Origin of the sequence: Nocardioides kongjuensis (genome assembly GCF_013409625.1) — a bacterium.
Lineage (GTDB): Bacteria > Actinomycetota > Actinomycetes > Propionibacteriales > Nocardioidaceae > Nocardioides > Nocardioides kongjuensis.
The window spans coordinates 4,962,589-4,984,662 of sequence record NZ_JACCBF010000001.1; the positions used below are offsets into that span (position 1 = coordinate 4,962,589).

Consider the following 22,074-nt stretch of genomic DNA (forward strand, 5'->3'; position numbering starts at 1 on the left):
CAATGCTGGCGCCGCGGCGGTGACGGTCATGGCGTCACCACGAAGTCGGTGCGTCCTGCGGCCACGGCGGTCGCGGCGGCAGATCGGTCCTCGGGCGGGATGATCACGCCGACGGGACGCTCGCCCGTGAGGCGGAGCCGCTCGGCCAGGTCGACGCGGGCGGCGATCCCCTCGGGGGTGTCCGGCCCGGTGAGCAGGACCGGGATGCTGCCGCCCGCGAGGGACTGGACGACCTCGTCGGCCGCCTCGCCCCAGGCGTCGGGGTGGTCCCAGGAGATCTCCTGGGCCGGCGTGGACGCCCGCAGCTGTGCGCGTGACAACGACCGCGCGGCGAGCTCGATCCCATCGGCCTCGAAAGGCTGGTCGAGGACCCAGTCGTCGAGACCGGCCACGTTCTCCGGCGCCCCGGACCCGAGCCATCGCAGAGCCTTCCGGACGCTCGCCGGCTGGTCGGCGGCGACGTGTCCGAGGGCGAGGTTGCCGGATCGGGTCATGTACGACAGCGCCAGCCGTTCGGCCGGCAGGCCGGCCCGCATCCTGTAGGTGTCCCACCAGGCCTGGCTTCGGTGGGCGAGCTTCTTGAACCGCTCCACCGGTGGGCGTCGCGCCGCCTCGTACGCCGCGAAGGCGGCGGTGACCGTCGCCTCGCCGGTCAGTGCATCCGCCAGTGCGATCGCGTCCTCGAGAGCGAGCTTCGTGCCCGAGCCGAGGGTGTAGTGGGCGGTGTGCGCCGCGTCGCCGAGCAGCACGACATTGTCCGTGGACCAGCGTTCGAGGGTGAGGTTCGCGAAGCGGCTCCACCGGGTCCGGTTGGTGAGCAACCTGCGTCCGCCGAGCTCCTCGGCGAAGACGTCCTCCAGGATCGCGACGCTGGCAGCGTCGGTCTCGCCGGCGGCCGCCTGCTCGTCGAAGCGGCTGAGGCCGGCCGCGTGCCAGGTCGTGTCGTCGACCTCGATCAGGAAGGTGCTGCGGTCCGCGGCGTAGGGGTAGGCGTGCAGCACGAACAGGCCGTCGCCGCGGGCGACGGCGGCGAAGAATGCCGAGCCGACGGCGAAGTCCGCGCCGCACCACACGAACCGGGTCCGGCCCAGGTCGAGGCGGACGCCGAGCTCGCTCGCGTGCTTCTCCCGGGTGGCGCTGCGGACGCCGTCGGCCGCGACGACGACATCGGACCGGAGGTGCGACGCGTCGACCTCGCTCCCGCTGCGCACGTCGACGCCGGCGTCGAGGGCCGCGCGGCCGAGGACCTCGAGCAACGTGGCGCGCCCGATCGCGAGGTTCCGCGCGCCGTGGAGCGTGATGGTCGCGTCGAGCCCCTTGAGCTTGAGGTCGTGCCCGGCGTACGACGCAGCGCGCACCCGGTCCGCCGTCTCCGGGTCGGCTTCGGCCAGGTTCCTCATCGTCGACTCGGTCAGACCCACGCCGAACCCGAACGTCTGCGTGGCGCCGCTCATCCTCTCGTGGACCGTGACCGTCAAGCCGGGGTCGCGCAGCTTCAGCAACCGGGCGGCGTACAGGCCAGCCGGTCCTCCGCCGATGATGTCGACAGTCCGGCTCATCGTCCCTCCTCCTGTGCCGTCTCCTCGGCGAGCTTGCGCTCGATGTCCTCTCGCAGGTGCTTCTTCGAGACCTTGCCGACGTTGGTCAAGGGCAGGAACTCCACGATCTCGACGCGTTCGGGCAGCTTGAACCGGGCGAGCCCGAGGGCGAGGAGGTGCTCGCCGAGGTCGGCGACGGTCAGGGGCGCGGCGCCGTCGTTGAGGACGAGATAGGCGCAGGCCTTCTCCCCGAGCACCGGGTCCGGCATCGCGACGAGTGCGGCCGTGCGTACCGCGGTGTGCTGGACGATCAGCTCCTCGACCTCCTCGGCGTGGATCTTCTCGACCCCGCGGTTGATCACGTCCTTGATCCGGCCCTCGATCGAGTAGAACGTGCCCTCGTCGAGGACGTGCCGCCGGGCGAGGTCGCCGGTCCGGTAGAAGCCGTCGCTGGTGAACGTCGCAGTGTTGTGCGCGTCGGCCCGGTAGTAGCCGCGGATCGTGTAGGGCCCCCGCGTGGCAAGCTCCCCGATCTCGCCGTCGGGCGTGCGCCGCTCGGTGCCGGGGTCGAGGATGCGGATCTCGTCGCCCGGGGAGATCGGAGTCCCCACGGTGTGGTGTCGGACGTCTTCGCTCGCGCCGGCGGGCGTCAGCAGGAACATCCCCTCGGCCATCCCGAACATCTGCCGCACCCGGATCCCGAGCTCGTCGCGCAGGCGCTCGGCGACCTCAACGGGCAGCACCTGTCCGCCGACGACGAAGTCCCGCACGCTGCTGAGGTCGGCGGTTCGTGCCGCGGCTGAGTCGAGGAGGCGGATCGCGAGCGCCGGGGGGACGAGTGGCAGCACGTCGGGGCGGTGCTGCTCGATCAGGCTGACGAGCGCGTCCACGTCGGCCGTCGGTGCGAGGACGAGGCAGGCTCCGGACAACAGGGCCGGCTGCAGCGCGAGCGAGATGCCGGCGTTGTGCATGACGGGGAGCGGGTAGAGGAGTGTGCTCGCCGGTCCGTAGCCCATCGCGGCGGCCCAGGCGCGCGAGTTGTAGGTGTACTCCTCGTGCAGGCGGGGTGCGACCTTCGGCAGCCCGGTCGTGCCGCCGGAGAGCTGGAAGACCGCGATGCCGTCCGGGTCGGGTGAGGTCGGCAGGGCGGTCCTGACTGCGCCTGCTGCGATCAGGTCGTCGTACCCGTGCGCTCCAGGGAATCCCGGGCCGCGCGCGGTGACGACGATGTCGAAGCGGCCCTGTGCGTGGAGGTCGATCGCTTGGGGGCGGAGCCGACCGGCGCCGAAGTCCTCCTGGACGAGAAGGATCCGGGCGTCGGTGTGCTCCGCGAGCAGGCCGATCTCCCGGGCGCCGTGGTGCGGGAGGGTGCAGACCGGCCGCACGCCGGCGACGAGGCAGCCGAGATACGTCGTCACGGTCTCGGCGACGTTGCCCATCTGGAACATCGCGGCGTCGCCGGGGACGGCGCCGACGGCGGTCAGCCCGCGGGCGAAGGCGTGCGCCCGGTCGAAGAGCTCGAGGAAGGTCCACGACACCTCCGGCGTCACCAGGGCGCGGCGGTCGGCGTGGAGCCGGGCCGCCTCCTCGAGCGCGGCGGGCAGCGAGGTCCCGGTCCACCAGCCGGCGGTCCGGTACCGCTCCCGGCTCTGGGCGTCGTAGGGCACGCATCCATCTTCGTGAGGGGCGATCTCCGCGGACATAGTTGACATGAAAGTCACGATAAAGGCATCCAAGACGAAAAGGCAACAACAATGTCGAGATCTTGACATCAACGTCAGAACGGAACAAGGTGTGGCGCAGGCCACATCGCCTCCACCTCTGATGGGAGATCCGCATGACGTCCTCTGCGCGCGCCGCAGCCACCCCGACCAACCGCTACCTGGTGGTCGCCATCTGCTTCGCCGCCATCGTCTTCGATGGCTACGACCTGATCAGCTACGGGTCGACGGTGCCGTCCCTGCTCGCCTACGAGGAGTGGTCGCTGACCCCGGCCGAGGTAGGAGCGCTCGGCAGCTACGCCCTCCTCGGCATGCTCTTCGGCGCCCTGGCCTCCGGGCCGCTCACCGACCGGCTCGGTCGGCGCAAGGTGCTGCTGGGATGCTTGGTCCTCTACTCCACCGCGATGCTCTTCATCGCCGTGGCGCCCAACCCAGGCGTTCTCGGCGCTCTCCGCTTCGTGGCCGGGCTCGGCTTCGGCGGCGTCGCGCCGGTGGCCATCGCACTGGTCGTCGAGGTCGCCCGGCCGCACGAGCGGCAACGTCTCAACGCGATGATGCTCGCCGGCTTCTCCGTCGGCGGGGTGCTGGCCGCGCTCGCCGCCCTGGTGTTCCTCGACGACATCGGGTTCCGCGGACTGTGGGCCTTCGGAGGCATCGCCCTCGTGACGGTCGTGCCTCTCGCCTGGCGCTTCATCCCGGAGACCGCGCCGACCCGCCGCGACGACAGCTCCGGCACGGGCGACTCGCCCCTGCGCCAGCTCACCGCCGGACGAGCCGTCGTCTCCCTGGTGCTGTTCGGGATCGCCAACTTTGCCGGCTTCCTCCTGGTGTTCGGCCTCAACACCTGGCTCCCCGAGCTGATGCGCAAGGCCGACTACGGCCTCGGGTCGGCGCTGGCCTTCCAGCTGTTGCTCAACCTCGGTGCGGTGGTCGGTGGCATCGGCGGCTCCGCGCTCGCGGACCGGTACGGCGCCCGCCTCATCGCCCCGATCTGCTTCGCTGTGGCGACCGGCGCGGTGCTGGTCATGGCCGCGGCCCCTGCGACGGGTGTCATGGCCGTCGCGACGATCGCCGCCGGCATCGGCTCGATCGGCACGCAGATGATCGTGTTCGGGTACGTCGCGACGTACTTCTCGAGCGAGGTGCGCGGCACGGCGCTCGGCCTGACCACGGGTGTCGGCCGGCTCGGCGCCGTGACGGGCCCGACGATCGGCGGCGTCCTGCTGTCCAGCGGGCTCGGCAACGTGTGGGTGTTCGGGTTCTTCGGTGCGATCGCGGTCCTCGGCGGCCTGGCCTGTCTCGCCGTCCCGAGGCGCAACGCCGGTGACACGTCGGTCGCCGACGTCGTCGCGGCCGACCGGGTGGGCCGATGAGCGGGCTGCGCCGGCTTGCGGCGCTCGGCCTCGCCGTCGCCACCTCTCTGGTCGCGGTCGGCGGCGCGCCGGCCGGTGCCGACACCGGCGGCGCCGAGCCGCTCGCCGGCGACGTCGCGGTGCTCGGGCCGGCGGACTCGCCCAGCGGTGCCGACTGCACGGCCCTGAGCTTCCCTGTCCGCCAGTTCGCCGGGGCGACCCGGGTACTCCAGGTCTACGGCGAGCTGTGCTCACAGGGAGCCGTCGACGCATCGACACCCGTGCAGGTGCTGATCCACGGCGGCACCTACAACCACAATTACTGGGACTGGCCCTTCCAGCCAGAGCGCTACTCCTACGTCCGTGCTGCCACACGAGCCGGCTTCGTCACCCTCAACGTCGACCGGCTCGGGTACGGCCGCAGCGACCACCCGAACCCGTTGACCCTGGACTTCCGCGTCGCGGCCTACGTCACGCACCAGCTCGTGCAGTACCTGCGCGAGGGCGCAGTGGGCCCGGCGTTCGAGACCGTCGTGCTGAACGGACACTCGATGGGCGGTCTGACGGCGCAACGCGAGGCCGCGGCGTACCACGACGTCGACGCGGTGATCGTGACTGGTGTCGGCCACGACTTCGCTGCCACCGGCATCGCGCAGGTGGCCGACAAGTTCTACCCGGCTCTGCTGGACCCGAAGTTCCCGGGACTCACCCTCCCGGCCGGGTACCTGACGACCGTGCCGGGCAACCGGCTGCGGACGTTCATCGAGCCCGGCGAGGTCGACCCAGCGATCGCCGAGACCGAGGAGCGGCTCAAGGACACGCTGTCGCCGACCGAGCTGACCGGGATCACCCTCGACTCCTACGACCCGGCGATCACGCGTGCGATCACTGCGCCGGTCCTGTACGCGCTCGGGCAGCACGACCTGATCTGGTGCCCGACAACCCGGGACTGCAACACGGATCCACAGCCGGCGCGCGAGCACGGCTACTACGCCGAGGGCACGTCGTACACCTCGTACGTCGTGCAGGGAGCAGGGCACTCGGTCAACATGAACACCGTGGCGCCCGACTTCTACGCGGAGACCTTCCGGTGGCTCGCGGGTCAGGGGATCGGCTGAGTTCCTGCGAACCGGTCGGCGGCGCTGGCCGCGGCTCGAGCCGCGGCCAGTGCCGTCAGCCACTCGCTGACCCCGGCCTCGACCTTGTGGGTGGCGAGGTCGTCACCGCGGGTGGTGCCGCGGTTGACGATGACGACGTCGATGCCGTGCTGCGCGGCTCGTCGCACGAACCGGAGCCCGCTCATGACGGTCAGGCTGGAGCCGGCGACCAGCAGCGTGCCGCCGGTCGCGTCGAGTGCCTCGACCGCGGCGTAGCAGCGCTCGACCCGTGGCTTCGGGACGTTCTCGCCGAAGAACACGACGTCCGGCTTGAGCGGGCCGCCGCAGTCCACGCACGCGGGGACCACGAAGTCGGTGGTCTCCTCGAGGTCGACGTCCCCGTCGGGGCGGACCGCGACGTCGGCGTGCCGGGCCGCCCAGCCCGGGTTGGCGTCCTCGAGCCGCTGCTGGAGCGCGGCCCGGGGCGTCGTGCGGCGGCAGGTCAGGCAGACCACGTCGGCGATCCGGCCGTGCAGGGCGACGAGGTCACGAGTGCCGGCAGCCTCGTGGAGGCCGTCGACGTTCTGGGTGACCACGAGGTCGGCGCCGAGGGCGGCGACGGCGCGGTGGCCGGCGTTGGGCTCGGCGCGGCGCATCCGCGACCAGCCGAGGTGGCTGCGCGCCCAGTACCGCTGCTGTGCAGCCGGCCCGGACACGAACTCCTGGTAGGTCATCGGCATCCGCGCGGGCGCACCGGGGCCGCGATAGTCAGGGATCCCGGAGTCGGTCGACAGCCCGGCGCCGGTGAGGACGACCAGCGGTCCGGACGCGCAGCGCTCGAGCGCAGGGTCGCGTTGGCCGACGAGCGTCACCGCTCAAGGGTACGCAGCGGCACGAAGACGTAGCGCCCGTGCCGCTCCACCCGCAGCATCTCGCCCGCGACCGGACCGACCAGCACCCCGCCCGGGCGGACCTGGCGGACCAGGGCGTTGGGCAAGGTGGCGGCGTCGGCGGACACCAGCACCCGGTCGTACGGCGCCTCCGCGGGCCAGCCGAGCACCGCGGGGTCGGCGAGGTGCAGCCGGATGTTCGCCGGGCGCGGGCGGAGGTTGCCGAGCGCCATCGCCAGCACCTGCGGCACCAGCTCGACACCGACCACGAGCCCGGTCGGTCCGGTCAGGTGGGCGAGCAGCGCCGTCGACCACCCCGACCCGCACCCCACGTCGAGGATCCGGTCCCCGGGCTCGACGCCGAGCAGCGTGAGCATGTGACGGACGGTGGTCGGCTGGGAGTTCGTGACGGCGTACCCCAGCGGCAGGGCGCGGTCCGCGTCGGCGTACCGCCTCTGGTCGGGCGGGAGGAAGCGTTCACGCGGCACCGCCGCGAACGCGTCGTCGATGCGGCGATCAGCCGTAGCGGAGCCGGGCACGCGCACGCGCCTTCTCGGCCTCGACCTCCCGGTTCTTCGGCGGCGCCGTCGTCACCAGGTCGTCGAGGAGGTGCTGGGTGATGTGGGCGATCTCCGCGACGGCCTGGTCGAAGGCCGCCTGGTTGGCCTGGCTGGGCTTCGTCGTACCGCTGACCTTGCGGACGAACTGCAGCGCCGCCGCGGTCACCTCGTCGCGGGTCGCCGGAGGCTCGAAGTTGTTGAGCGGGCGGATGTTGCGGCACATGGCTCCACCGTACGCCGGGGTGGGGCGGCCGGCTCCCGGTTGCAACACGTGGTTCGCTGCTGTGTGGGGCCCTGACCAGCGCCGGGAGTGGCCCGACGCAAACCCAGCCCCGACCGCCCGGGGATCACAGCTCCAGGAACTGCGCGTCCTCGCCGGTGACGAGCACGACCCGGCCGTCGGGCATCGGCACGGTGCGCACCCGGTCGACGTCGTCGCCGTACTCCACCTTGATCCGCCGCTCGTGCAGCTTGCCGCCGGCCAGCTTGAGCACCGACAGGTAGCCGATCCGGCGGCTGCCCCACTTCTCGACCACGGTGAGCACGGTGCGCCGGCCGGGCAGCCAGGTGAAGGCGCGCGGGTCGGTGCCGGCGAGCGCGGAGGTGTTGCCGCCGTAGGGCAGCACGTCGAGGCGGGAGATCCGGGTGGTGTCGCGTACGTCGAACAGGCCGACCTGCGCGCCCCAGCCGTCGGGGCCGGGGCCCTCGCCGACGCCGATCAGGCGGGCCCGGCCCAGCGGGTGCAGGTACGACGAGAAGCCGGGGATCTTCAGTGCGCCGAGCAGGCGCGGGGAGGCGGTGTCGGTGAGGTCGACGGCGTACAGCGGGTCCCTGCGCCGGAAGGTCACCACGATCGCGAGGTCGTCGAACCAGCGCACCGACTGGATCTCCTCGTTGCGGCCCAGGCCGTCGAGGCGGCCGCGCTCGACGAGGTCCGTGCCGTCCCGGGCGAGGGTCAGCACCGAGCTGAAGTTGCCGGTCTCGCTGGTGGGGCCGACGGCGACCCGGAGCACGCCGCCGGCCTCGTCGAGGGACCACCGGTCGCGGATGGCGCCCTCGACCTCGCCGGAGGCGACGTGGGTGGCGCGGGTGCCGTCGAGCGCGAAGTCGAAGAGGTACGACGAGCCGCCGAGCCCGCCGGGGACGAACCGGGGCGTCCCGTTCACGACGTCGCCGCACCAGTCGATGCAGCCCCACGGGCCCGCGCCGGAGCTGGCGAGGTAGAGGTGGTCGGCCGACTCGTAGGCGATGTCGGTGAGGCCGTCCAGCCCGATCGCGTCGAGCCGGTCGGCCCTGGCGGCGTCGAAGCCGACGACGCTGGTGGTGCCGAGGGCGACCTCGTCGGGCGCGAGCGCGACGTCGCGGCAGTCGAGCAGCTGACGGGGCTTGGCGTCGCCGGCGGTGACGGTCGGGAGCCAGTCCTCGAGGGTGCTGTCCTCGACCGCCTCTCGGTTGTGGGCGAGGGCCTCGTCCTCGCTGCGCTTGCCGGTCGGCTGCACGAAGTCGAGGTCCGGCAGTCCGCTGGCCAGCACCAGGCGGACCGTGTCGCCGTGCTGGCGGGCGGAGGCCTGGGCGGCGTCGTAGCTGACGTCGTCGACGACCTCCGGGTCGCCCGGGTCGGCGAGCGACACCGTCAGCACCCGGGTGCCGGGCGCGTCGGGGGTGCTGGCCGCGTCCCGGCCCAGGGCGACCACCGTGTCCCCGGCCAGCAGGACCTCGGGGTCGTCGATGCGGGGGAGGAGGAGCGAGGAGACCTTCGCCGTCGAGGGGCCGGAGACGTCGTAGACGTCGAGGCGCTCGTGGCGTACGACGACCATGACCCTGCCGTCGGTCTTGACCGTGTCGGGCTCGTCGACGCCGGCCTCCTGCACGTTGGTGCCGGTCTCGCTGCTGGTCCGGCGCTCGGTCTGCGGCGTCCGGGCGGCGCCCGAGGCGGCCGAGGCGGCCGAGTCCGCCACCTCCGGCCCAGAGGCCTGCTTGCGCAGGAAGTCGCCGTCCGCGGCGTACGCGATCGGGCCAGCCCAGCCCCACGGCCCGACGACCTGAAGTGCCCGGTCGACGTACGACGCCCGCAGGTCGTCGCACGACGTGGCCGGTTCCAGGTCGGCCTGGAACGCGACGTGCCGCGGCAGCCGGTGCGGGCCCGCGACCGGACCACCCGAGCCGCCCGAGCCGCCCGGGCCACCACCGTCGACGATCGTGCCGGCGACGAAGGCACCGGCCAGTGCGGTCACCGCAGCGGCGGTCGTCAGCGGACGCACCAGCAACCGCCGGCGAGGAGCGGAGCCAGCAGCGGAGAGGATCGCGCCCACCGGTGCGGGGCCGGCGGGGTAGTCGTCCCAGAGTCGTTCGAGGTCGGTCACCTGGTGCCTCCGGTGAGGTCGAGGAGGTGGTCGTCGGCGGCGAGGTGGGCCAGCGCGCGGGAGAGCCGGCTCTTCACCGTGCCCGCGGGGATGCCGAGGACCTCGGCTGTCTGGCGCTCGGTGAGCTGCACGAAGTACCGCAGCACGACCACCTCGCGGTTGGGCTTGCTCAGGCCGCCGAGGGCTCGGTGCACCGCGTCGGCGACCGCCACCCGGTCGGTGGCGTCGGGCTCCGCGGTGCGCGGCCCGTCCAGCGCGACGTCGTGCTGCCGGTCCTTCCACCAGCGGGTGCGCCGCACGTCGCGCAGGCAGTTGAGCAGCATCCGGTAGACGTACGCGTCGCGGTTCTCCGCGCTGCTGACCCTGCCCCAGCCGGTGTAGCAGCGCACCAGCGTGGTCTGGGCGAGGTCCTCGGCCTCGTGCGGGCGGGCGCCGAGGAACACGGCGGCGCGGACCAGGCTCGGCCAGCTCCGCCGGACGTAGTCGGCGTACGTCGCCTCGGTGTCGGGTTCCACGTGCCTATGACGGGCGCAGGGGGCGAGAGGGTTCCATCGGGTTCGCGGCGGATGGAAGAGTGGGGGCATGGCTGACAGCACGCGCCCGTACGACGTCGTCCTGTTCGGAGCCACCGGCTTCACCGGGGGACTCACCGCCGACTACCTCGCCGCGCACGCGCCCGCCGGTCTGCGCTGGGCGCTGGCCGGTCGCAACGAGCGCAAGCTCGAGTCGGTCCGTGACCACCTCGCCGCCGCGAACCCGGCTCTCGCCGACCTGCCGCTGCTGGTCGCCGACGCCGCGGACGCGGACGCACTGGCCGAGGTCGTGGCGACGACCAAGGTCGTGGCGACCACCGTCGGTCCGTACGTCGAGTTCGGCGGTCCGCTCGTCGCGGCCTGCGCCAACGCCGGCACCGACTACGTCGACCTGACCGGCGAGCCGGAGTTCGTCGACCGCACCTACGTCGAGCACAACGCGGCCGCCGAGGGCTCGGGCGCCCGGCTGGTGCACTCGTGCGGCTTCGACTCGATCCCGCACGACCTCGGCGCGTACTTCACGATCAAGGAGCTGGCCAAGGAGGTCGGCGGCGAGATCACGACGCCGGTCTCCATGCGCGGCGTCGTCCGCGCGGGGGCCGGCTTCTCCGGCGGCACCTTCCACTCGGCCCTCACTGCCTTCTCCCGCGCCCGGCAGATGAAGGAGGCCTCGACGGCCCGCCGCCGCCTCGAGCCGCGTCCCGAGGGCCGTCGGTCCCGTGCCGTCGCCGGACGACCGCGCCGCGACCACGACCTCGGCTACTGGCTGCTGCCGCTGCCCACCATCGACCCGTTCGTCGTGGCCCGCAGCGGCGCCCACCTGCCGTCGTACGGTCCCGACTTCAGCTACTCGCACTTCGCCGGCACCAAGACCCTGCGCTACGCCGCCGGCGGCGCGGTCGGCGTCACCGGCCTCACCCTGGCCGCCCAGGTGCCGCCGCTGCGCAACGCCCTCCTCAAGCGGGTCCCGCAGGGCGAGGGCCCCTCGCCGAGCCGGCGCGAGAAGTCCTGGTTCACCGTCGACTTCGTCGCCGAGACCGCGGGCGCGAAGGTGCGGACCCGGGTCTCCGGCGGCGACCCGGGCTACACCGAGACCGCGAAGATGCTGGCCGAGTCGGCGCTGTGCCTGGCCCTCGACGACAACCCGAACGTCTCCGGGCAGGTCACCACCGCCACGGCGATGGGGGATGCGCTGCTCGGCCGGTTGGAGCGGGCGGGGATCACCTTCGAGCGTCGCTGAGGCGTTCGGGCACAGGCGCCGGGAGCAGCTCCCGGCGCTGCGCCACTAGTGGGTCAAGCGACCGCTTCGCTACCCTCTCCCCGGGCGCGTGAGTGCCCGGGGAGATGTCCGCGCGGCGGCGCAGGGGGTACGACGACCGCGCGGGCCTTGTGGGAGGAGGCCCGTCGATGGCGCGCGCCAGCATGCGTCGTACCCCGTCATGCCCGACGTCGCACGGATCGGAGCGGGGCGTGACCGCCGTGATCGTCGCGGTGGTGCTCGCGGTCGCCCTCGTCTCCTCGGCGTTCGCGGTCGATCTCGGCATGCAGCGGGTGCTGCGCCGCGACCTGCAGGCCGTCGTCGACGTGGTCGCGCTCGACCTGTCGCGGGAGCTGACCGGCAAGAAGGCGGGGGAGTACGCCGCTTCCGACCGGGCCGCGATCGACGCCGCCGAGGCCGCCAGCCTGCGGCGCAACAGCGACCTCGTCGGCGGCGAGGTCGCGCCGCAGGACGTGGAGTGGGAGCTGGTCGTCCTGGTCGACGGCGCCTGGCGCTCCGCCGCGTCGAGCGAGGTCCCGGGCGGCGTACGGGTGAGCGCCCACTCGTCCGTGGGCTTCGCCTTCGGCGGGATCACCGGCGTGAACGAGGGCGGCTCGGTCCGGACCGCGGTCGCTGCCGCGCGGCCCAACGCCTGCCTGCAGGTGAGCTCGTACGCCGCCCAGCTCGACACGAAGCAGTCCTGGCTGCTCAACCCGCTGCTCGGCAAGCTGCTCGGCTCCGACCTCGCGCTCAAGGTGCTCGATCCGAAGGCCGGACTGGCGGGGGTGGACCTCAACCTGCTCGACCTGATCGACGAGCTGGACCCGCTCGTCAGCGCCGACATCTCGGCGGCGTCGTTCACCCAGGCCGCCGGCGTCTCGGTCGGTCTGTCCGAGCTGATGCTCGCGGCGGTCAAGGTGCTGGAGCGGCAGAGCGGCCGGCTGGCCGAGGTCGACCTGCTGCGCAACGTCTACAACGGCGTCCAGGCGAACCTGCCCGCCGTCGGGATCAAGCTGTCGGACCTGGTCCGCCTCGCCACCGCCGACGACGCCGCGGCGAACCTCGACCTGAACCTGTTCGACCTCGTCGCCGGTTCCCTGGCCCTCGCCAACGGCACCAACGTCATCAAGCTGCCGCTCGCGGTCAAGCTGCCGCTGCCGATCGGGCCCGGCGGCACCAGCCTGGTCGACCTCAAGGCGAGCGTGAAGGTGGGGCAGAAGCCGGTCGTGGACTGCCCGACCGCGCGCAGCTCGCAGGTCGAGGTCACGCTGGCCGGCGACGCCCTCGCGCTCGACCTCGGCGTGATCGCCGTACGGGTCCCGATCACGATCCGGCTCACCCTCGCCGACGCCAGTGCCACGGTCACCGCCGTCGAGTGCCTGCCCACCGGCAAGCGGATCAAGATGCTCGTCGACAGCGGGCTGCTCGGCGTCGACGTACGCCTCGGCCAGCGCGCCGACGACCCGACCTCGCCCAAGATGAGCGTCTCCCTGCTCAGCCTCGGCATCCCCGGCTGGAACGGCATCGAGGTCGTCAGCGGCACCGTGGCGTTGAGCAGCGGCGCCAACCCGAACCGACCCGTGCGCAGCACCCAGCTCGACATCGTGGACGACAACTACGACGTCAGCGTGCCGATCCGCCAGGGCGGCCTCGGCGTCCCCGACCTGTTCTTGTCGGTCAACAGCCTCAAGCTGCTCGGCGGCCTGGGCCCGCTCTCGGACCTCCTGGCCTTCCTCGGCATCCCGAGCCTGTTGCAGTGGGTCGTCGACCTGGTCCTCCAGGGCATCGTCAACCCGCTCAAGAACGGCCTCGACAAGTGGCTCCTCGGGCCGCTGCTCACCGCGCTCGGGGCCGACGTCGCCGGTGGCACGGTGACCGCGGTGTCGCCGGTCGACTGCGGGACACCCCGACTGGCGGGCTGACCGGGCTGCCGGGCTGCCGGGCTGCCGGCGCCGGTTCAGCCCGGGCAGGGGTCGACGTCGAAGCTCGTCGAGCGGGTCGTGGTGTGCCCGGCCCGGTCGACGGCGGTGACCGTCGCGGTGACGGTGCCGCCGATCGGGAACGGTCCGATGCTCGCGGTCCAGCCGCCCCCGGACGCGGTCATCGCCTTCTGGCCGTTGCCGCTCGGGCCGCTCCACGCGACGCGGACCGACTGGAGGGTCGTGTCGGTGGCGGTCGCGGTGATGGTGCGGCCCGAGCAGTCGCTGGGACCGCCGACCTGGATCGCACCGACGACCGGCGGGTTGTCCACACCGACCTGGACCGAGACCAGGACCGTTCCCCCCGACCAGGAGACCGCGACGGTGCCGGTGCTGCTGCCCTCGCCGAGGGCGGCGCGGTCAGCGGTGATCGTCAGGCCGGAGCCTGCACCCGGGTCGAGCGAGCCCTCCGACCGCGACACCGAGAGCCACGCTGCGCGGGACCTCACGGTGTAGTCGAGGGCGGTGCCGCCGGCGTTGCGCAGCTGCACGGAGCCCTTCTGCTTCGTGCCCAGGCGCAGGCTCCGGGTCGACACGCGCAGGTCGCCCGGCGCGGCCAGGGTCGCCTCGGTGGTGGCGCTGGTCGGCTCGGTCGGCGTCGCCCCGGTCGCGTCCGTGGGCGCGGGGTCCGCGGGTACGGCGGTCGTCGGGGTCGCCGTCGGCTCGGCCGCCTGGGTCGCCTGGGTGGTCGGGAGCGAGCTGCTCGTCGCCGGGTCGGTCGCGACCGCCGGCTCGTCGCCGTCCGGCCACCAGGCGAGCCCGGCGGCGCCACCGAGGCCGAGCAGCAGCACGACGAGGCCGACGACGAGCAGCACGCGCTTCGTCGTACCGCTTCCGGCGACTCCTCCGGCCGGCAGGACCGGGTCGTCGACGTAGTAGGCGACCAGCCGCTCGTCCTCCAGGACCCGGTCGCGCAGCGCGGCGGGTGCGGCGAAGGCGGGGACGCCGGCGAGCAGGGCCAGCGGGCTGACCATCAGCCTGCGGCGGGTCTCGCACGTCTCGCAGCCGTCGATGTGGCGGGCGACCCGCTTGCGGATCAGCGGCGAGAAGCGGCCGTCCCAGTCGCCGAGGATGCCGGAGAGCTCTCCGCACAGCTCGCTGCCGCGGCGCGCGACGAGCAGCGCCCCGAGCGAGCGCTCGACCTGGTCGCGGGCGCGGCTGAGCATCACGTAGGAGTTCTGCGGGGTCACGTCCATCGCGGCCGCGAGCTCGCCGCCGTCGAGCCCCTGGCGCAGGTGCAGGTCGAGGAGCGCGCGGTCGCGGTCGTTGAGCCCCTCGATCGCCGCCCAGACCAGCTCGCGCAGCTCGTCCTGGACGGCGGCGTCGGTCACCTGCTGCTCGGGCCCGCTGCCGAGGTCAGGCATGGCTTCGAGCCACTCGTCGTCGTGGGCCTCCCGGGCCCGGCCGCGCAGCGTGCGCAGGCACTCGTTGCGCACCACGGAGTACAGCCACGGCCGCAGCCGCGAGGGATCGCGCAGCTGGCCGACCTTCTCGGCCATGAGCACGAACGAGTCCGCCACGCAGTCCGCCGCCTCCTCGCGGTTGCGGAGCATCGAGTACGCGAAGTCGTGCAACCGGTCGGCGTACCGCTCGTAGACACCGGCGAAGGCCTGCCGGTCGCCGGCGAGGACGCCCGCGACCAGGGTCGCGTCGTCCGCGGGCGGGCCCGAGACAGTCATGGCGTGATCGTAGGGACACAGGGGTGTGAGCGCCTGCGGATTGCGACCTTGCAGTTTTTCGGGAACCGGATTGTCCGAGGTCGCGGCTAGCGTGCTGGGGGTTCCCCCATCGATCGCCAGGAGAAGAGATGGCCGAGGTCGTCCTGTTCCACCACGCCCGCGGACTCACCGACGGAGTGCGCCGGTTCGCAGACTCGCTGCGCTCCGCCGGACACGTCGTGCACACCCCCGACCTGTTCGACGGCACCCTCCCCGCCAGCCTCGACGCCGGCCTGGCGCTGATCCGCGAGCTCGGCGACGATCTCGACGCGCGCGCCGACCGCGCCGTCGACGCCCTCCCGGGCGAGCTCGTGTACGCCGGCTTCTCCGTCGGCGAGGCCGCCGCCCAGCGGCTGGCCCAGACCCGGCCCGGCGCGCGCGGCGCCCTGCTCTACGAGTCCTGCATCCCCGTCACGGGTGAGTGGGCCTTCGGCCCGTGGCCGGCCGGCGTACCCGTGCAGGTGCACGGCGCCGAGGGCGACGAGTTCTTCGCCGAGGACCTGCCCGCGGCGCAGGGCCTGGTCGAGGCCGCGGGACCCGACCTGGCCGAGCTGTTCCTGTACCCCGCCGAGGGACACCTGTTCACGGACAGCTCGCTGCCGACGTACGACGCGGCGGCGGCCGAGATGGTGCTGGAGCGGTCGGTGGAGTTCCTCGCCCGGCTGGGGTGAGGTCTCTCAGACCGGGGTGATCGGGATCGACCGCCGCGGCTCGAACACGAACGACGCGCCCGTGCTGAACCGGGTCACCGCGACCTCCTCGGCCTCGGGCCGCTCCTCGCCCTCGACCACCTCGACCCGCCACCCGTCGGGCGCCGCAGTGACCCGGGCGTCGAGGTGGGGAGCGACGGCACCGGCGATGGCACGCAGCGCGTCGGGCCAGTCGGGCCCGCACAGCGACACCCAGGCCGCGTCCTCGTCGGCGGGCCCCGGGGTCACCGTGATCCCTGCGGGCGACGCAGCGGCCGACACGTACGCCGCCGGGTTGAGCAGCGGGTGCAGCCAGGTCGTGCGGAGCGCACCGAACGGGTCGCGGGGCAGGTCGAGGGCGCGCGCGATCCGCTCGGCCCCGATGCCGGCGATGCCGATCAGCTGCTTGCGGCGCAGCCTGGTCAGCTCCGCCTCGGTCTCGACGCGCTCGGCGACGGCGAGGGCGAACGCCCGGTCCAGCAGGTGCATCTGCAGGCAGACCTCGTCGGCGATCCGGACCAGTGCGGAGTGCGAGAACGCGGCGAAGTCGACGTCCGACAGCAGCGGGCCGGCATAGTCGGCGAGTCCCTCGTCCGCGGCGTCGATCGGTGCGAGCTCGAGCAGCGCGGCACGGGAGCGCTCGTTGACGGCCAGCGCCGGGACCGCAGCCGGCTCGGGGTGGGCGGGGTCGATTGTCACCGTCCAGGCGCAGTGCGGGCTCCGGTCGGCAGGCACCCGCGGCGGCCGGTGGATCGGCCGGACCTGGGCGTGCGGGTTGGTCGCGATGGCGGTGGCGTCGAAGGTCGGGTCCTCGATGTCGTGGCACATCCCCCTCACGTAGTCGGGGCCCATCGGCTCCACGTCCATCAGCGCGCCGCAGTGGTCGAGCCGGAACTCGCCGTGCCACGGGTCGTGCACGGTGTAGCGGAAGTCCATGAACTGCGGGGGAGCGCCGATGTCGAGCTGCAGCCCCTTGAAGATGGTGACGACGTCGCCCTGACCCGGTACGTCGGGCGCGTAGCCCAGCGCCCGCTGCATCCGCCGCGTGTAGACGGGCGAGGCGGCCGCCCACTCCTCGATCGCGACCTGCAGCATCTCCTCGCGCCCGAAGGCCGCGATGCACCACGCCATGCCGGAGCGGTCGATCAGCTGGCCCATGAGCAGCAGCTCGGGGACGAGGATCGCGAGCTCGGCGCGCGACAGCTCGGCGTACCGGCTGGGGTTCTCACCACGCATCTGACGAATGGGCTGTCTTCCGGCCGAATCCACAGCCGAGACGTCAGATGCGTCGCTCATGACTCGAGCCCCAGCCGGGCGGCCAGCTTGTCGAGGTGGGTCAGCACGGCGGACTCGTCGGAGTCGGGGACGCCCCAGATCAGCTCGGACGCGCCGGCGGCCATCCAGTCGGCGAAGTCCTCCTCGGTGGGGCGCTTCGCGACCAGCACCCGCACGTCGGGCTCGCCCTCGCGACCGGCCTCGGCCCACTCCTTGCGCAGCAGCTCGGCGCTGGCCGCGACGTCGGTCGAGGTCGGGGTGGTCATCCAGCCGTCGGCGTGGGTGGCGATCCACTTCATCGTCTTGGGGCCCGCGCCGGCGCCGATGATCACGGGGATCCGGCCCTGCGGCGGCTTGGGGTAGGCCCAGCTCGGGCCGAACGAGACGAACTCCCCCTCGTACGACGCCACGTCCTGCGTCCACAGCGCGCGCATCGCGCCGAGGTACTCCGCCAGCACGGTGCGGCGCTTCGCGGCCGGGACGTGGTGGTCGGTGAGCTCGTCGGTGTTCCAGCCGAAGCCGGCGCCGATGGTGACCCGTCCGCCGGAGAGGTGGTCGAGGGTCGCGAGCGTCTTGGCGAGCGTGATCGGGTCGGACTCGACCGGCAGCGAGACCGCCGTGGACAGGCCGATCCTGGTCGTGACCGCCGCGCAGGTCGCGAGCGAGACCCACGGGTCGAGGGTGCGCAGGTAGCGGTCGTCGGGCAGCTCCTCGCCGCCGGTCGGGTGGAGGGCGTCCCGGCGGACCGGGATGTGCGTGTGCTCCGGCACGTAGATGGTGTCGAAGCCCCGCTCCTCGGCCGCCTGGGCGAGTCGGGCCGGCGTGATGCCGCGGTCGGAGGTGAAGAGGACGATCCCGTTGCGCATCCCCACAAACTAGAACCAGTTCTAGGAAATGTCTTGCGGCCGCCGCACACGTCTCCTATGTTGGACACGTGTCCAGTCAGGTGTTCGAGATGCCGCGGCAGGGGTTGAACCCCCGGCAGGCCGAGACGGTGGAGAAGCTGCTCGCCGCCGGGCTCGAGGAGCTGCGGGCGGTCGGCCACGAGGCGCTGACGGTCCGCACGGTCGCGCACCGCGCCGGGGTCTCGCCGGCGACGGCGTACACCTACCTCGCCTCCAAGAACCATCTCTTCGCCGAGCTCTTCTGGCGCCACCTCACCTCGGCCGAGAGCACCCGGACCGCCGCCGGAACGCCGACCCAGCGGCTCCAGGCCACGATGCGGGCGCTCACCGCACGGATCGTCGAGGAGCCCGAGCTGGCCGCGGCGGTGACGCCCGCGCTGCTCGGCACCGACCCCGACGTCGCACGGCTGCGGCTGCGGATCGGCGCGGAGTTCCTCAGCCGCTTCGAGGCCGCGATGGGCGAGCAGGCCGATGCCGGCGTGCTCGAGGTCCTCGTGCTGACCTTCTCCGGTGCGCTGCTCCAGGCCGGGATGGGCCTGATGACCTACGACGAGATCGCCGAGCGTCTCGTCGCCGCCGTCGACGTGATCATGCGAGGCAACTGATGACCGTGAGCACGCTGGTCTTCGACCCCTACGACTACGCCTTCCAGGACGACCCCTACCCGACGTACCGGCGCCTGCGCGACGAGGCTCCCGTCTTCCACGCGCCCGCCGACGACATCTGGGTCATCTCGCGCCACGAGGACGTCTTCGACGTGCTGCGCAACGACGAGGTCTTCTCCAACCGGATGGGCGTCTCGCTCGACGCGTCCGCGTGGAACCCCGAGGCGCACCGGGTGATGAGCTTCCTCGGCCTCGACGGCGCGGAGCAGTCGCGCATCCGCAAGCTGGTCTCGGCCGCGTTCACCCCGCGCCGGGTCCGCGAGCTCACTCCTCAGGTGCAGGCGCTCGCCGAGCGCTACCTCGCGCGCACCCTCGCCGCCAGCGACGAGGACGGCGAGGCCGACTGGATCGCCGACTTCGCGGGCCTCCTTCCGATGGACGTTATCTCCGAGATGATGGGCGTGCCGGCGGCCGACCGCGACGAGGTGCGCCGCCTCGCGGACCTCGTCGTGCACCGCGAGGACGGTGTCCGCGACGTGCCGCAGGCGGGCATGGAGGCGTCCTTCGAGCTCTTCGGCTACTACGGCGAGATGGTCGCCCAGCGCCGTCGTACGCCGACCGAGGACCTCACCTCGGCCCTCATCGCGGCCGAGCTCGACGGGGACCGGCTCACCGACGGCGAGATCATGGCGTTCTTGTTCCTCATGGTCGTGGCGGGCAACGAGACCACCACCAAGCTGCTCGGCAACGCCCTCTTCCACCTCGCCGCCAACCCGGCGCAGAAGGCGCAGGTCCTGGCGGACGGCGCCCTGGTGCCGTCGTGGATCGAGGAGACCCTGCGCCACGACACGTCCAGCCAGATGCTGGCGCGCTACGTCACCGAGGACGTCGAGGTGGGCGGCGTGCTGGTCCCCGGCGGCTCGAAGGCGCTGGTGCTGCTGGGCAGCGCCAACCGCGACGAGCGCGTGTTCACCGACCCGACGACCTACGACATCCACCGCGACAGGTCCGAGCTGTCGCAGATCCTGAGCTTCGGCACCGGCCGGCACTTCTGCCTCGGCGCCAACCTGGCCCGGCTCGAGGCCCGCGTGGTCCTCGAGGAGCTGGTACGACGCGTCGCCGACTTCGAGGTGCACGCCGACCGCGCGGTGCGCGTGCACTCCACCAGCGTGCGGGGCTTCGCCTCGCTGCCGGTCACGTTCGAGGAAAGGGGCGCGTGATGGCTGCGTCGCGCCGGCCCGTCCACCCGGACCGCCGGCCCGCCGTGGTCGCCGGCGCGTCCTCCGGCATCGGCGCCGAGACCGCGAGAGCCCTTGCTGCAGCGGGCTTCCCGGTCGCGCTCGGTGCCCGGCGGGTCGACCGCCTCGAGGAGCTGGCCTCGGGGATCCGGGCCGCCGGCGGCGAGGCCTTCGTCCACCCGCTGGACGTCGCCTCGACCGAGTCGGTCGAGAAGTTCGCCGCCGCGGTCACCGCTGCCCTCGGCGACATCGAGGTCGTCGTCAGCAACGCCGGCCTGCTCGCCCCCGGCGCGATCCTCGACGCGACGACCGAGCAGATCGCGGCCGAGCTCGACGTCAACGTGCTCGGCGCGCACCGCCTGGTCCGGGCCTTCGGGCCGGGCATGGTGGCCCGGCGACGCGGCGACCTGGTCTTCGTCTCCTCCGACACCGCCGTGCGGGCCCGCCCCTTCATGCGCGGCTACAGCGCCACGAAGTCCGGCCTGGAGGGGCTGGTCGAGGCACTGCAGATGGAGCTCGAGGGCTCCGGTGTGCGCGCCTCGATCGTCCGGCCCGGGCCGACCTGGTCCGAGATGGGCTCCGACTGGGACGCCGAGGCGGGCGCCAGGGTGCTCACCGAGTGGGTCAAGTGGGGCCACGCCCGCCACTCCCACTTCCTCAAGGCGAGCGCGATCGCGGACGCCATCACGACGGTCGTCAGCGCTCCTCGCGGCGTCCACATCAGTCCCGTCGACGTGAACCCCGAAGCTCCGATCGCGAAGGAGGAGTCGTGACGCTCCACCCCGAAGGCCTGGCCGGCATCCCCGAGGTGTCGACCGTCCTCGACGACCAGGGCGCCGACGTACCCGCGATCATCAAGGGCACCGGCCACCTCCCCGAGATGCGGGTCGACCCGATCCGGCTGTTCCACCGCGTGCGCGAGGAGTGCGGAGACGTGGGCCGCTTCCGGCTCGCCGACAGGCAGGTCGTGCTCGTCACCGGCGCCGAGGCCAACGAGGCCTTCTTCCGGGCGCCCGACGACGTGCTCGACCAGGCGGCGGCGTACCCGTTCATGACGCCGATCTTCGGCAAGGGCGTGGTCTTCGACGCCTCGCCCGAGGAGCGCCAGCAGATGCTGAAGAACCAGGCCCTGCGCGGCGACATGATGCGCGGCCACGCCCAGACGATCGAGGCCGAGATCCGCCGCATGGTCGCCGGCTGGGGGGCCGAGGGCGAGATCGACCTGCTCGACTTCTTCGCCGAGCTGACCATCTACACGACCTCGTCGTGCCTGATCGGCAAGCCCTTCCGCGACCAGCTCGACGGCTCCTTCGCCGAGGTCTACCACCGCCTCGAGCACGGCACCGACGCCATCGCGTACGTCGACCCGTACGCCGACATCGACAGCTTCCGGATCCGCGACCAGGCCCGCGCGGAGCTGGTCGCCAAGGTGCAGGCGATCATCGCCGCGCGGGTCGCGCAGGGGGAGGTCGCCAAGGAGGACCGGGACCTGCTCGACGTCCTCATGGCGGTCGGCTACGACGCCGAGATGGTCACCGGCATCTTCATCTCGATGATGTTCGCCGGGCACCACACGTCGTCGGGAACCGCGTCCTGGGCGATGATCGAGCTGCTCCGCAACCCGTCCGTGATGGCCGACGTGGTCGCCGAGCTCGACGCGCTCTACGCCGACGGCTCCGAGGTCTCCTTCCAGGCGCTGCGCTCGATCCCCGTCCTGGAGGCCGCGCTCAAGGAGACCCTGCGGCTGCACCCGCCGCTGGTCATCCTGATGCGGCTGGTGCAGCAGGACTTCGAGCTGCTGGGCCGCACGATCCCGGCCGGTACGGTCCTCGCGGCGTCGCCGCGGGTGTCCAACCGGATCGAGGAGGACTTCCCCAAGGCCGACGAGTTCGACCCGGGCCGCTACGTCGACCCGCGCCAGGAGGACCTGCAGAACCGCTGGACCTGGATCCCGTTCGGCGCCGGCAAGCACCGCTGCGTCGGCAACGCCTTCGCCATGATGCAGATGAAGGCGATCTTCTCGGTGATCCTGCGCGACTTCGAGTTCGAGGCGGTGCAGCCGCTCGACTCCTACCGCGACGACTTCACGAAGATGGTCATCCAGCTCGCCCAACCGGCCCGCGTGAAGTACCGCCGCCGGGTGCGGGAGGCGTGATGAGGGTCGTCGCCGACACCGGCCTGTGCCAGGGGCACCAGCTGTGCCAGGGAGAGGCCCCCGACGTGTTCGGGTTCGACGCGGACGCCGACGTCGTCACCGTGCTCGACGAGCACCCGGCCGAGTCGCTGCGGTCCGACGTACGCACCGCCGTGAAGTACTGCCCCGCGTTCGCCCTGTCCATCGAGGAGGACTGAC

At 72.6% G+C, this 22,074-nt stretch carries 20 protein-coding genes; 10 read left to right on the plus strand and 10 right to left on the minus strand.

What is annotated here, in order from left to right; genetic code table 11:
* Positions 1 to 26 precede the first annotated feature (26 nt).
* Positions 27 to 1,559: an FAD-dependent monooxygenase gene (locus BJ958_RS23820; RefSeq protein WP_179729290.1), complete on the minus strand. Its 1,533-nt coding sequence runs from the start codon at positions 1,557 to 1,559 to the stop codon at positions 27 to 29.
* Complete coding sequence (locus BJ958_RS23825; protein WP_218865949.1) at positions 1,556 to 3,205, minus strand: AMP-binding protein; 1,650 nt, start codon at positions 3,203 to 3,205, stop codon at positions 1,556 to 1,558. The genes BJ958_RS23820 and BJ958_RS23825 overlap by 4 nt, the downstream gene beginning before the upstream one ends.
* 170 nt (positions 3,206 to 3,375) lie before the next feature.
* On the opposite strand from BJ958_RS23825, the gene BJ958_RS23830 reads away from it, so the two are divergent.
* Positions 3,376 to 4,632: an MFS transporter gene (locus tag BJ958_RS23830; RefSeq protein WP_179729291.1), complete on the plus strand. Its 1,257-nt coding sequence runs from the start codon at positions 3,376 to 3,378 to the stop codon at positions 4,630 to 4,632.
* A complete protein-coding gene (locus BJ958_RS23835; RefSeq protein WP_179729292.1) occupies positions 4,629 to 5,729 on the plus strand; it encodes an alpha/beta hydrolase in 1,101 nt (366 codons plus the stop codon). The genes BJ958_RS23830 and BJ958_RS23835 overlap by 4 nt, the downstream gene beginning before the upstream one ends.
* On the opposite strand, the gene BJ958_RS23840 is transcribed toward BJ958_RS23835, so the two are convergent.
* The 5 genes from BJ958_RS23840 to BJ958_RS23860 all read right to left on the minus strand — a co-directional run bounded on the left by BJ958_RS23840 (position 5,714) and on the right by BJ958_RS23860 (position 10,036).
* Entirely contained in the window at positions 5,714 to 6,580 is an 867-nt protein-coding gene (locus BJ958_RS23840; RefSeq protein ID WP_179729293.1) for an NAD-dependent protein deacetylase, read from the minus strand. The genes BJ958_RS23835 and BJ958_RS23840 overlap by 16 nt on opposite strands.
* Positions 6,577 to 7,137: a methyltransferase domain-containing protein gene (locus tag BJ958_RS23845; RefSeq protein WP_179729294.1), complete on the minus strand. Its 561-nt coding sequence runs from the start codon at positions 7,135 to 7,137 to the stop codon at positions 6,577 to 6,579. Before BJ958_RS23845 ends, BJ958_RS23840 begins: the two co-directional genes overlap by 4 nt.
* A complete protein-coding gene (locus BJ958_RS23850; protein WP_179729295.1) occupies positions 7,115 to 7,381 on the minus strand; it encodes a DUF2277 domain-containing protein in 267 nt (88 codons plus the stop codon). Before BJ958_RS23850 ends, BJ958_RS23845 begins: the two co-directional genes overlap by 23 nt.
* A gap of 124 nt (positions 7,382 to 7,505) precedes the next feature.
* Complete coding sequence (locus BJ958_RS23855) at positions 7,506 to 9,521, minus strand: beta-propeller domain-containing protein (protein WP_179729296.1); 2,016 nt, start codon at positions 9,519 to 9,521, stop codon at positions 7,506 to 7,508.
* On the minus strand, positions 9,518 to 10,036 hold the full coding sequence (locus tag BJ958_RS23860) for a sigma-70 family RNA polymerase sigma factor (RefSeq protein WP_179729297.1): 519 nt from the start codon (positions 10,034 to 10,036) through the stop codon (positions 9,518 to 9,520). Before BJ958_RS23860 ends, BJ958_RS23855 begins: the two co-directional genes overlap by 4 nt.
* 67 nt (positions 10,037 to 10,103) lie before the next feature.
* Between BJ958_RS23860 and BJ958_RS23865 the strand changes: the two genes are divergently transcribed.
* On the plus strand, positions 10,104 to 11,294 hold the full coding sequence (locus tag BJ958_RS23865) for a saccharopine dehydrogenase family protein (protein WP_179729298.1): 1,191 nt from the start codon (positions 10,104 to 10,106) through the stop codon (positions 11,292 to 11,294).
* A gap of 230 nt (positions 11,295 to 11,524) precedes the next feature.
* On the plus strand, positions 11,525 to 13,234 hold the full coding sequence (locus tag BJ958_RS23870; protein ID WP_179729299.1) for a Tad domain-containing protein: 1,710 nt from the start codon (positions 11,525 to 11,527) through the stop codon (positions 13,232 to 13,234).
* 35 nt (positions 13,235 to 13,269) lie between these two features.
* Here BJ958_RS23870 and BJ958_RS23875 read toward each other — a convergent pair whose 3' ends face one another.
* Positions 13,270 to 14,970, minus strand: a complete 1,701-nt coding sequence (locus BJ958_RS23875) for a sigma-70 family RNA polymerase sigma factor (protein ID WP_179729300.1) — start codon at positions 14,968 to 14,970, stop codon at positions 13,270 to 13,272.
* Positions 14,971 to 15,098: 128 nt separating this feature from the next.
* Between BJ958_RS23875 and BJ958_RS23880 the strand changes: the two genes are divergently transcribed.
* Complete coding sequence (locus tag BJ958_RS23880) at positions 15,099 to 15,680, plus strand: dienelactone hydrolase family protein (RefSeq protein ID WP_179729301.1); 582 nt, start codon at positions 15,099 to 15,101, stop codon at positions 15,678 to 15,680.
* Between the two features lie 6 nt (positions 15,681 to 15,686).
* Here BJ958_RS23880 and BJ958_RS23885 read toward each other — a convergent pair whose 3' ends face one another.
* Both BJ958_RS23885 and BJ958_RS23890 read right to left on the minus strand, forming a co-directional pair.
* Positions 15,687 to 16,934, minus strand: coding sequence for a hypothetical protein (locus BJ958_RS23885; protein ID WP_179729302.1), 1,248 nt, complete (start codon positions 16,932 to 16,934; stop codon positions 15,687 to 15,689).
* Between the two features lie 56 nt (positions 16,935 to 16,990).
* Positions 16,991 to 17,839, minus strand: coding sequence for an LLM class F420-dependent oxidoreductase (locus BJ958_RS23890; protein ID WP_179729303.1), 849 nt, complete (start codon positions 17,837 to 17,839; stop codon positions 16,991 to 16,993).
* A 68-nt stretch (positions 17,840 to 17,907) separates the two neighbouring features.
* On the opposite strand from BJ958_RS23890, the gene BJ958_RS23895 reads away from it, so the two are divergent.
* From BJ958_RS23895 to BJ958_RS23915, 5 genes are read left to right on the plus strand one after another with little or no spacing between them, the layout of a single operon-like run.
* Positions 17,908 to 18,483 carry a TetR family transcriptional regulator gene (locus BJ958_RS23895; RefSeq protein ID WP_179729304.1) on the plus strand — a complete coding sequence of 192 codons (576 nt, stop codon included), beginning with the start codon at positions 17,908 to 17,910 and terminating at the stop codon, positions 18,481 to 18,483.
* A complete protein-coding gene (locus BJ958_RS23900) occupies positions 18,483 to 19,703 on the plus strand; it encodes a cytochrome P450 (protein WP_179729305.1) in 1,221 nt (406 codons plus the stop codon). Before BJ958_RS23895 ends, BJ958_RS23900 begins: the two co-directional genes overlap by 1 nt.
* Complete coding sequence (locus BJ958_RS23905; protein ID WP_179729306.1) at positions 19,703 to 20,494, plus strand: SDR family oxidoreductase; 792 nt, start codon at positions 19,703 to 19,705, stop codon at positions 20,492 to 20,494. The genes BJ958_RS23900 and BJ958_RS23905 overlap by 1 nt, the downstream gene beginning before the upstream one ends.
* Positions 20,491 to 21,876, plus strand: coding sequence for a cytochrome P450 (locus tag BJ958_RS23910; RefSeq protein WP_343052777.1), 1,386 nt, complete (start codon positions 20,491 to 20,493; stop codon positions 21,874 to 21,876). The genes BJ958_RS23905 and BJ958_RS23910 overlap by 4 nt, the downstream gene beginning before the upstream one ends.
* The gene (locus BJ958_RS23915; protein WP_179729307.1) at positions 21,876 to 22,073 is read left to right on the plus strand and encodes a ferredoxin; all 198 of its coding nucleotides are present in this window, start codon (positions 21,876 to 21,878) and stop codon (positions 22,071 to 22,073) included. The genes BJ958_RS23910 and BJ958_RS23915 overlap by 1 nt, the downstream gene beginning before the upstream one ends.
* Position 22,074 lies beyond the last annotated feature (1 nt).